Origin of the sequence: Enterococcus sp. PF1-24 (assembly GCF_029893325.1) — a bacterium.
Classification (GTDB): Bacteria; Bacillota; Bacilli; order Lactobacillales; family Enterococcaceae; genus HY326.
The window spans coordinates 1-9,744 of record NZ_JARXWL010000050.1 but is presented as its reverse complement, the minus strand read 5'-3'; the positions used below and the strand labels follow the sequence as shown (position 1 = coordinate 9,744).

The window sequence follows — 9,744 nt, the reverse complement described above, 5'->3', positions numbered from 1 at the left end:
AGCACAGAAAGCTGCATAATAGTTAATTTGAAAACAACAAAAAACGGAGTAGATTTCTCTACTCCGAAAAAGTCTAACTTTTTGGGGTCACTACAGCCTTCAAATTTGAAGGCTTGTGGTTTTTTTATAATTTTCCTAATTAAAAACCCAGCTTATTTCAGCTGGGTTTCATCTTTTTTAATATCATCATTATATAATTTAGAAACGCTTTGATACCATTGGAAAATATGGGTAACAATCACTTTAATGGCGGCATAAGCCGGAATCCCTAAAATCACGCCAGCCACGCCATACAGTTTCCCAGAAGTTAGTAAAACCAACATAATCGTTACTGGATGAATATCCAACTGACTACCTAAAACTAGCGGTGAAACAAAACGCCCTTCAATCGTCTGCTCAATCGCAAAGACGATTAAAACTTTAACTAACATCGCTGGTCCCGCCACAATGGCGATAAAAACAGCTGGAATCATCGCTAAGAAAGAACCTAAATAAGGAATCATATTCAAAATCCCTGCCAAAATCCCTAACATTACCGCATAATCTAAGCCGATTACTGAATAGCCTAAAATAAACATCAATGAAACCGTAAAAGCTACCGTTAACTGACCACGAATATAAGATGAAACTTGTTTATTCATTTCCGTTAACACTTTTAAGGAAGGCTCCCGCCATTTCGTTGGTAGAAATTGTAAAAAATAGGGAATTAAATTTTTGCCGTCTTTTAATAAATAAAACACGATAAATGGCATAGTAATCACCGCCACCACAATAGTTGCTACCGTTCCTACGATACTCCCAATCCCTTGCACGGTTGTTTTAGAAATACTTTGTAGAAACTTCGCTAACCAGCTAGTGATTTCATCGCCAATATTACCTAATTGAACATTTAGCTCACCAAAAAATGGCGCCTTAGTAATTTCTTGAATTTCTTGATCAATCACTTCTACATAACCAGGGAAGTTATTAGCAAAACTAACAACCTGTTCGCGAATTTTCGGCACTATTACGGCTCCACCCCAAACGATCAAAGCGACAATAATCACGAATAAGCCCAAAATACTATAAGCCCGCGGGATTTTCTTCGTCTCTAAATAATCCACCACTGGATTAAGTAGATAATAGAGCACCCCTGACAAAATAATCGGTAAACCAACTACCGCTAAAAATTGCCAAACAGGGGTAAATAAATACGATACTTTCGTAAAAACTAACAAAATCAATAAAACTAGTAAGACAACTAACAAAGCTGTAACTACTTGATTATTTAAAAACCAGCGCCAAAACCAGGAAAGTCGCTGTTTATCCTCTTTTTTATCCATAAAATGCTCCTAACTATAGCGTATGACCGTGCCTTCTTTAATTTTTGGTAATTTATAGGGCGTTAAGTAAATCCCGTTTTCGATAAAGTCGCTTGCTGGCACTTCATCAAAAATTAAAGTTACATGATTAATATCGGTTAAATTTTGATTCGCCATGCTACCAATATGTTCAATTTGATACTCAGCTTCATCAAAAGTAATCTTGCCAAATTTTTGTAAGTCAAAAACCGGTTCCCCTTGAACCGCTTGAATGATAGAATAATTTTTTAAAGCAGCGGTTGCTGTATCATTAAATAAAATTAGTAAATTTTCTTCATTGATTGCTTCGGAACCAATTGTCTGCACTTTTGCTTCAATCATCAATTTCATCTCCCTTTTTCACTAGCTAAGAAAAATCCTTAAGCTATCTTCTTAATTATAGCATAGGAAAAAGAAAATGCCTTTCAAAAAAGCCATTAAAAACGCTGAAACTTATTACATTTTGATTACAATTGAACAGAAAAAAATCTGAAAATGCCGGTTACTTTTATGGTAGATTTTCTTCATTTAAGATTAATTCATGTTTATGTTAGCTTTTTTATGATAAACTATTCTTACAGTTTTTAAAAAGAATGATTGCTGGAGGGAAAATTATGAAATTAAATTTATTATTGGGAACTTACACGCGGAGAGTTAGTGAAGGCATCTATCGTATCACTTTAGATACTGAAGCCGCAACTTTAAGTGATTTAAAATTATTAACAAAAGAAAATAGTCCAACTTATTTAACACGGAGCCAAGCGGGCAACGTCTATACAGTTACCGCCGTTGATGGTGCTGGTGGCGCTGGTGCTTATAATCAAGACTTTAGCTTTTTAAATGCCGTTACTGAAGAAGGCGCCCCTTTATGTTATGTGGCTGTTGATGAAACTCGGCAATTGGTTTATGGCGCTAACTACCATAAAGGCCGGGTTAATGTTTATAAAATTTTAGCAGATGGTTCTTTAGTTCCTGCTGATGCAATTACTCATGACGAAGCAACTGGCCCTCATGAAAATCAAAATACACCACATGTTCATTATACCGATTTAACGCCTGATAATCGCTTGGCGGTTTGTGATTTAGGTACAGATATTGTCTATACTTATGACGTAGCAGACAACGGTAAATTAACTGAAGTTGCCCAATTCCATGTAGAAGCAGGTACTGGTCCACGTCATTTAGCTTTCCATCCTAATCAAAAAGTTGCTTATTTATTTGGTGAATTAGATAATACGATTACGGTATTAAGTTATAACCAAGCAGATGGTAGCTTCACAGCTTTACAAAAAATTGCAACCCTACCAGCTGATTTCACTGAATTCAACGGTGGCGCAGCTGTTCGCATCTCTAACGACGGCAAATTCTTATACGCCTCTAACCGTGGCCACGATTCAATCGTCGTTTATGGCGTTAATCCAGATGGCACAGAATTAACTCTTGTTCAACATATTTCAACTGAAGGCAAATTCCCAAGAGATTTCGCCTTAGACCCTAGCAACCAATTTTTAATTGCTGCCAACCAAGATTCCGACAATTTAACTTTATACCGTCGCAATGCTGAAAACGGCAAATTAACTTTAATCGAAAAAGACATCTTCGCCCCAGAATGCGTATGCGTATTTTTTGATAAATAGAAAAGCGAAGTGAGCTTGGTCAGCTCCCGAGTAAAGTGCAGAAATAAATTTTAACGGCGTTTTCTGCCGTGAATTTATTTTTCACTTTATCGAAAGGAGCTAGCTCACGTAGCTGGACAAGTAGAAAAGCGGAAAGAGCTTGGTCAGCTCCATGCAAAGCTTCAAACAAAAAACTATCAGCTTTCTTCAGAAACATTGAAGAGCTGATAGTTTTTATTTTACAATTAACTTTGCCAATAAGCCGGGATTTTCTTTTCATAAGCGGTAATTTGTTCTTCATAAGTCATAGTAATGCCGATATCGTCCAAGCCATTGACTAATTTTTCTTTCCACGTAACATCAATTTCAAAGGAATAACTTTCACCATTGGCTTGCACCACTTGATTTGGTAAATCAATCACCACTTGGTTATCCGCTGGCAAGGCTGCTAATTTTTGTCGCTCAGCTAATGGTAGTACAATCGGTAGCAAACCGTTTTTAGTGGCATTCATATAAAAAATATCGCTGTAGCTCCCAGCAATCACCGCTTTAAAGCCATAATCAAGTAAAGCCCAGGCCGCATGTTCACGGGAAGAACCAGAACCAAAATTATCTCCAGAAATTAAAATGGTCGCTCCTTGATAAGCGGGTTCGTTTAAGCGAAAATCCATATTTAACAAACGGTCTGCTTGGTAACGCCAATCATCAAATAAAAACTCCCCAAAGCCCGTTTTACTAATTCCTTTCAAATAGCTTTTAGGAATAATTTGGTCGGTATCAATATTATCATTCATCAAAGGAACACTTTGCCCTTGATGGATTGTAAATTTTTCCATGTCATCTCACCTTTTCATTTTCAAGTCTATTTAGCTAGCTGTTTCCGTAAAAAGATCAGGTTTACGAATATCCACAAAAGTCCCATGTAAAGCTGCGGCAGCCGCCATCGCCGGACTACAAAGATGGGTACGGGAATCTTTACCTTGTCGCCCTTCAAAATTGCGATTAGAAGTTGAAGCACAATGCACGCCAGCTGGTACTTTATCAGGATTCATCCCTAAGCACATGGAGCAACCTGGCTCCCGCCATTCAAAACCTGCTTCAATAAAAATTTTATCCAAGCCTAGTTTTTCAGCGGCTTTACGAACCGGTCGTGAACCAGGGACGACAATCCCGGTTACTTGCGGATTAATTTTTTTACCAGCCACTACTTTAGCAGCTTCTTGCAAATCAGATAAACGGCCATTAGTACAAGAACCAATAAAAACATGACGAATTTCAATATCAGAAGGCTGCTGCCCAGGTTTTAAATCCATATAAGCATAGGCTTTTTCATCGTTCATATTTTTAATTTCCGGAAATTTTTCAGTAACCGGAATCCCCATTTCAGGATTGGTGCCCCAAGTTACAAAAGGTGCTAAATCACTAACATCTAGCGTTAATTTGCGCTCGTAACTCGCTCCTTCATCAGTATATAAATTTTGCCAATCCGCAATCGCTGCCGCCATATCTTTCGGGGCAAACTCTCGACCAGCTACATAAGCAAAAGTTTTTTCATCAGGAGCCATGATTCCCATTTTTGCTCCGCCTTCAATTGACATATTACAAATCGTCATACGATCTTCCATTGAAAGCTGTGAAATCGTTTCGCCATAATATTCCGCGCCATAACCAACACCAAAATCCGTGCCGTATTTAGCAATCAGCGCCAAAATAATATCTTTCGCATAAACGCCTTTTTGCAGTTTACCAGTAATTTCAATCCCCATCGTTTTTGGCTTTCTTTGCCAAATAGTTTGCGTGGCAAAAACGTGCTCCACTTCACTGGTGCCAATCCCAAAAGCCAATGCGCCAAAAGCGCCGTGAGTAGCTGTATGTGAGTCGCCACAAACAATCGTCTTCCCTGGTTGTGTCAAACCCGTTTCAGGTCCAACCATATGAACGATACCTTGCAAATCAGAACCGTTATCACACAGGCGCACACCAAATTCTTGACAATTCTCTCGTAAAGTATCAATTTGTTTTTTTGAAACTAAATCGCTAATGTTATAAATATCTTGAGTTGGCGTATTATGATCCATAGTGGCAAAAACTTTTTCAGGACAACGCAATTTTCGGCCTGCATCCCGCAACCCTTGAAAAGCTTGGGGAGAAGTTACTTCGTGAATCAGTTGCAAATCAATATATAGTAATTGGGGCTCGCCTTCTTTACCAGCAATCACATGACGCTCCCACAATTTATCAAATAGTGTTTTTTTCATCAATTTTCGTTCCTTTTCATCAATTTTTATTTTTTCAAAGCAGCGACAACCGCTTGGGTAAATTCGGAAGTGGTTGCTTGTCCCCCTAAATCACTAGTTAAAATTCCCGCCGCCATCACCGCATCACAAGCGGCTTCGATTTTTTTTGCGCTATCTTCCCAGCCAAATGACTGGCGTAACATCATGGCTACGGATAAAATCATCGACATCGGGTTAGCGATACCTTTACCGGCAATATCCGGAGCTGAACCGTGAATCGGCTCATATAGCGAAGGTCCGGCTTCACTATGACTACCGCTTGGCAACAAGCCTAAAGAACCAGGTAACACAGAAGCTTCATCGCTTAAAATATCTCCAAATAAGTTTTCCGTTACAATTACATCAAAATCTTTTGGTCGTTGTACTAACAGCATGGCTGCTGAATCGACTAACTGATGTTGCAATTGGCAATCAGGATATTCTTCAGCAACTTCTTCAACGATTTTCCGCCATAATTTACTAGTCGCTAACACATTGGCTTTATCAACTGAAGTCACTTTTTTATTTCTGGTACGAGCTATTTCAAAAGCTTTGCGAACAATTCGTTCAATTTCATGACGCTGATAAACATTAGTATCTAGAGCATCATCGGCATTTAAAACTCGCGGTTCACCAAAGTATAGGCCCCCTGTTAATTCCCGCACCACTACAAAATCCGTGCCTTTAATAATTTCTTCTTTAATCGGCGATAAATGAACTAAAGCATCTGGCACGCTAATCGGGCGAATATTGGCAAATAAATTTAACGCCTTTCGTAAAGCCAATAAGCCTTTTTCCGGTGTCTCTGGTCCTTTTTCCCATTTAGGTCCACCAATCGCCCCTAATAAAATGGCATCACACGTTTCACAAGCCGCTAATGTTTCTGCTGGTAAAGCTTGCCCGCTTTCGTCAATCGCTGCTCCACCAAAATATTTTTCGCTTACTTCAATCGCTAAATTGTCTTGTTTAGCAACTTCAGCTAAAACGCTTAAACCGCTGGCCATAATTTCTGGTCCAATGCCGTCGCCAGCTAAAGCAATAATTTTTTTCGTCATCTTAATAGCTCCTTTTTAATCCACATTTTTAGTAGGTTTCATTTGATTTTGCATGGCTTCATTAGCTTGAATATAAGCCTTAGCCGAAGCTTCTAAAACGTCAAAATCAAGACCGACACCGTTGAAACGTTTTTTAGTTTCGGGATGTTCAATTGTCACCCGCACTTCTGCTTGCGAATCTTCCCCAGAAGTTACCGCCCGAATTTTATATTCAATCAAAACTGGCGTGTAAATAAAGACTTTATTAATTGAATTGTAAATCGCTTGAATACTACCTGAACCAATCGCGGATTTTGTTTGAACATTGCCATGTTTATCACGAATCCCGACAATCGCTCCTTGAGAACCGTTGGAAACAAATTGCAGTTGCATCGTATCAATAATAAATTCCTCTTCAACTCCCCGCACTTGTTCCACCATTAACGCCATCAAATCATCTTCGGTAATTTGTTTTTTCTTATCTGCCAAAATTTTGAAACGTTTGAAAGCTTCATTGCCTTCCGCTTCACCGAAATCAAAGCCTAAATCTTTCATGCGAGTTAAGAAAGCATGGCGCCCTGACAATTTGCCTAGTGGTAATGAATTTTGGCTAACTCCGACTAATTGCGGGGTAATGATTTCATAAGTTTCTGGATTTTTCAAAACACCATCTTGATGGATGCCAGATTCATGAGCGTAAGCATTAGCACCAATAATCGCTTTATTTCGTGGGACATCTACCCCTGATAGCTGCGAAACCAAATCGCTGGTTCGTTTCGTTTCCACTAAAACGATACTTGATTCCGCTTGATAAAAATCTTTACGAATATATAAAGCCAAAGCAACTTCTTCAAGGGCTGTATTGCCAGCTCGCTCACCAATGCCGTTAACCGTGCCTTCTACCCGATTAGCACCATTTTCAATCGCTGCTAGCGCATTAGCCGTGGCCATGCCTAAATCATCATGACAGTGAGAAGAATAAATCACTTCTTCATCACAGCGAATTCTTTCTCCCATCAATTTGAAAATACTGCCATACTCAGTCGGATTAGAGTAGCCCACCGTATCTGGAATATTAATAATCCGTGCGCCAGCATCCACAGCAACTTGCACTGCTTCAACTAAAAATTCACGTTCAGTCCGGGAAGCATCTTCTGGTGAAAATTGAACTTTATCAAATAGTGAACGAGCATAACTGACATGCTCTTTGATTGAAGCCAATACTTCTTGACGAGTCATTTTCAATTTATATTCCATATGAACATCACTTGTTGCTAAGAAGACATGAATTTGCGGATATTTAGCAGCTTTTAAAGCTTCATAAGCCCGGTCAATATCTTTTTTCTGACAACGAGCTAAACCGGCTACCGTCATGCGCTTAGCTGCTTTGGCAATTGCTTCCACGGCTTCAAAATCGCCCGGTGAAGCAATCGGAAAGCCCGCTTCAATCGTATCAATGCCCCATTTTTCCAGCTGCATTGCAATTTGTACTTTTTCTTTCGTATTAAAATTAACTCCTGGTGTTTGTTCGCCATCTCTCAAAGTTGTATCAAAAAATTGAATTTTACGCATTTTATTTTCCTCCTGGCTGATTTTACTGAATTTAAGCTATAAAAAAAGCACCCTACAAATGATTGCTTTCATTTGTACAATGCGAATAGGACTTCTTCATAAAATTTTTTACAAAGGAGTCCATCTATAATAATAATAATGTAGTCATTTCACTTCTGTTAATCTTCATAATCTACACCTTCAACCTATTTTCTTTATTTTCAGAATTTTTGTTCAATTCAGTATATTAGAAATATTAACACTCTTATATAGAAATTGTCAACAAAAAATTGCTATTTTTCTACTTTCATAAAAACATAAGGGTTATTGCCGACGTTTTTTAAGCTTTTTTGCTATACTATGGATATTAGAAGCATAAAAATGTATGATGTAATGGAGGGAATTATAATGGAGCAAAAATATCTTTCAGAATTAATCAGTGAACTGTCAGAGCTTTACAATAAGAGTTTACCCCTTTATGAGTTAGTCACTAGCAGGAACTATGATCGCCAGCGAGCATTGTTAAACATCAATGAACTCTATACCAATTATAGCCATGCAACGCTATTTACAAAAATGTATCCAGAACTCATGCGTACAGAAATTACACAGTTTTTCAAAACTTTTGAAACCTTCTATTTCCAACTAAAACAAGTTTTCTTAAAAGAAATTGAAAATACTGCTGCTCTTTACCACACACTATCAATTCTAAAAGATAATTTTGAAGCATTATCCACCAAACTAAATTTATTATAGCTTAAGGAGCAACTAGTTATGAACAAAGACCAAGTATTAGATCGCATCAGAGAAGAGTTAGAAATTCCTTTCTTTGATGGAAAAATCGAGGACAAAGAATTTACCGAAGAAGAGTATCAACAAATCAAGCAAGATCTCGTTCGCTATTTTGATGATTATGTTCGTAATGTCGAAAACTAACTATAAATAGAAAAATATCCCCAAAGCTGCTTTTATTGGCTTTGGGGATATTTTTTTAGTCAATTCCGATTGATTGTGCTTTACTTTTTCAAAAAGTATTAAGTTTTTTTACTTTTTATGAAAATATCTTAATAAACATATACAAAACCGCTTATTAAATAACGTGTCAATTTTAATTATTTAACTTTACTTATAATTTCATTGTACTAACTTATACCTTATAACTCCAACAAAAAACCGCCGAGGTGGTTAGGCTCGACGGAAAAGGAGTTATTACTCCAGGAAGGAGTAAAATGAAAAATAAAAAGGTTGTTGTTGGTTATGTGTTAATAATACACCAAACCTTTTGATTTGTCATAAAAATAACATTAAAAAATAATTAGAAATTACTATTTTTTCAGAAGCGAATTAGACATCTTTTCAATTGTAAACATAATGATATCTGAAGCTTCATCTTGCTTTTGCTCAGAAGCATTAAACAACTCTTGGTCAACTCCGTCAGCAGCTTCAATACTTGAAATCATCTCTTCACAACCTGCTACGTAATTGATATAGGCTTTTTCAAACTTCTTATGAATCCCCATAACTTTTGCTGGCGCTCGCAATTTACTAATTCTATTTAATAGTAACTGATAGCTTTTTGTACCCTCTTTAAAAAGTTTAGCAATCTCAGATAATTCATCCGCAGAAATTGATTTCAAATCATTGTCATCTATCGCTTTTCTGATTTTTTCATAACCAGGATGCATTTTTTCTCCTATTGTTTCTGTTTCAGTCACAACATCATTGATTGATTGAACGTAATATCCTAAATTTGGTACCATTAGCTATTCCTCATTTCTCACTATTATATTTTATAAGTTAAAACAAAAAAAGAGGTAGCTGACGCTACCTCTAACTCCGGCAGTAGGACTCGAACCTACGACATCATGATTAACAGTCATGCGCTACTACCAACTGAGCTATGCCGGAATTTTGATAACTGCGTGGC

Annotated in this window: 10 protein-coding genes and 1 tRNA gene; 3 read left to right on the top strand and 8 right to left on the bottom strand. The window is 37.5% G+C overall.

The features are described 5' to 3' along the window. Positions 1-152: 152 nt before the first annotated feature. Complete coding sequence (locus M2139_RS13735) at positions 153-1,322, bottom strand: AI-2E family transporter (protein WP_280739406.1); 1,170 nt, start codon at positions 1,320-1,322, stop codon at positions 153-155. 9 nt (positions 1,323-1,331) lie between these two features. Next, the gene (locus M2139_RS13730) at positions 1,332-1,682 is read right to left on the bottom strand and encodes a PTS glucitol/sorbitol transporter subunit IIA (RefSeq protein WP_280739407.1); all 351 of its coding nucleotides are present in this window, start codon (positions 1,680-1,682) and stop codon (positions 1,332-1,334) included. Between the two features lie 272 nt (positions 1,683-1,954). Here M2139_RS13730 and M2139_RS13725 point away from each other — a divergent pair, with 272 nt between their 5' ends. Next, positions 1,955-2,977 (top strand): lactonase family protein, encoded by a 1,023-nt coding sequence (locus M2139_RS13725; protein ID WP_280739408.1) that lies wholly within the window; start codon positions 1,955-1,957, stop codon positions 2,975-2,977. A gap of 224 nt (positions 2,978-3,201) precedes the next feature. Here the strand turns inward: M2139_RS13725 and leuD are convergent, their stop codons facing one another. From leuD to M2139_RS13705, 4 genes are read right to left on the bottom strand one after another with little or no spacing between them, the layout of a single operon-like run. Beyond that, positions 3,202-3,792, bottom strand: coding sequence for a 3-isopropylmalate dehydratase small subunit (gene leuD / locus M2139_RS13720; RefSeq protein ID WP_280739409.1), 591 nt, complete (start codon positions 3,790-3,792; stop codon positions 3,202-3,204). A gap of 30 nt (positions 3,793-3,822) precedes the next feature. Beyond that, the gene (leuC, locus tag M2139_RS13715) at positions 3,823-5,214 is read right to left on the bottom strand and encodes a 3-isopropylmalate dehydratase large subunit (RefSeq protein WP_280739410.1); all 1,392 of its coding nucleotides are present in this window, start codon (positions 5,212-5,214) and stop codon (positions 3,823-3,825) included. A 26-nt stretch (positions 5,215-5,240) separates the two neighbouring features. Further along, complete coding sequence (leuB, locus tag M2139_RS13710; RefSeq protein WP_280739411.1) at positions 5,241-6,287, bottom strand: 3-isopropylmalate dehydrogenase; 1,047 nt, start codon at positions 6,285-6,287, stop codon at positions 5,241-5,243. A 15-nt stretch (positions 6,288-6,302) separates the two neighbouring features. After that, the gene (locus M2139_RS13705; RefSeq protein ID WP_280739412.1) at positions 6,303-7,838 is read right to left on the bottom strand and encodes a 2-isopropylmalate synthase; all 1,536 of its coding nucleotides are present in this window, start codon (positions 7,836-7,838) and stop codon (positions 6,303-6,305) included. Positions 7,839-8,225: 387 nt separating this feature from the next. Between M2139_RS13705 and M2139_RS13700 the strand changes: the two genes are divergently transcribed. Both M2139_RS13700 and M2139_RS13695 read left to right on the top strand, forming a co-directional pair. After that, positions 8,226-8,573 (top strand): hypothetical protein, encoded by a 348-nt coding sequence (locus M2139_RS13700; protein ID WP_280739413.1) that lies wholly within the window; start codon positions 8,226-8,228, stop codon positions 8,571-8,573. 18 nt (positions 8,574-8,591) lie between these two features. Next, on the top strand, positions 8,592-8,753 hold the full coding sequence (locus M2139_RS13695) for a hypothetical protein (protein WP_280739414.1): 162 nt from the start codon (positions 8,592-8,594) through the stop codon (positions 8,751-8,753). A gap of 389 nt (positions 8,754-9,142) precedes the next feature. Here the strand turns inward: M2139_RS13695 and M2139_RS13690 are convergent, their stop codons facing one another. Together M2139_RS13690 and M2139_RS13685 are read right to left on the bottom strand one after the other, a co-directional pair. Continuing rightward, positions 9,143-9,577: a hypothetical protein gene (locus M2139_RS13690; RefSeq protein WP_280739415.1), complete on the bottom strand. Its 435-nt coding sequence runs from the start codon at positions 9,575-9,577 to the stop codon at positions 9,143-9,145. A 74-nt stretch (positions 9,578-9,651) separates the two neighbouring features. Then, positions 9,652-9,725, bottom strand: a tRNA-Asn gene (locus M2139_RS13685). Positions 9,726-9,744: the final 19 nt, after the last annotated feature.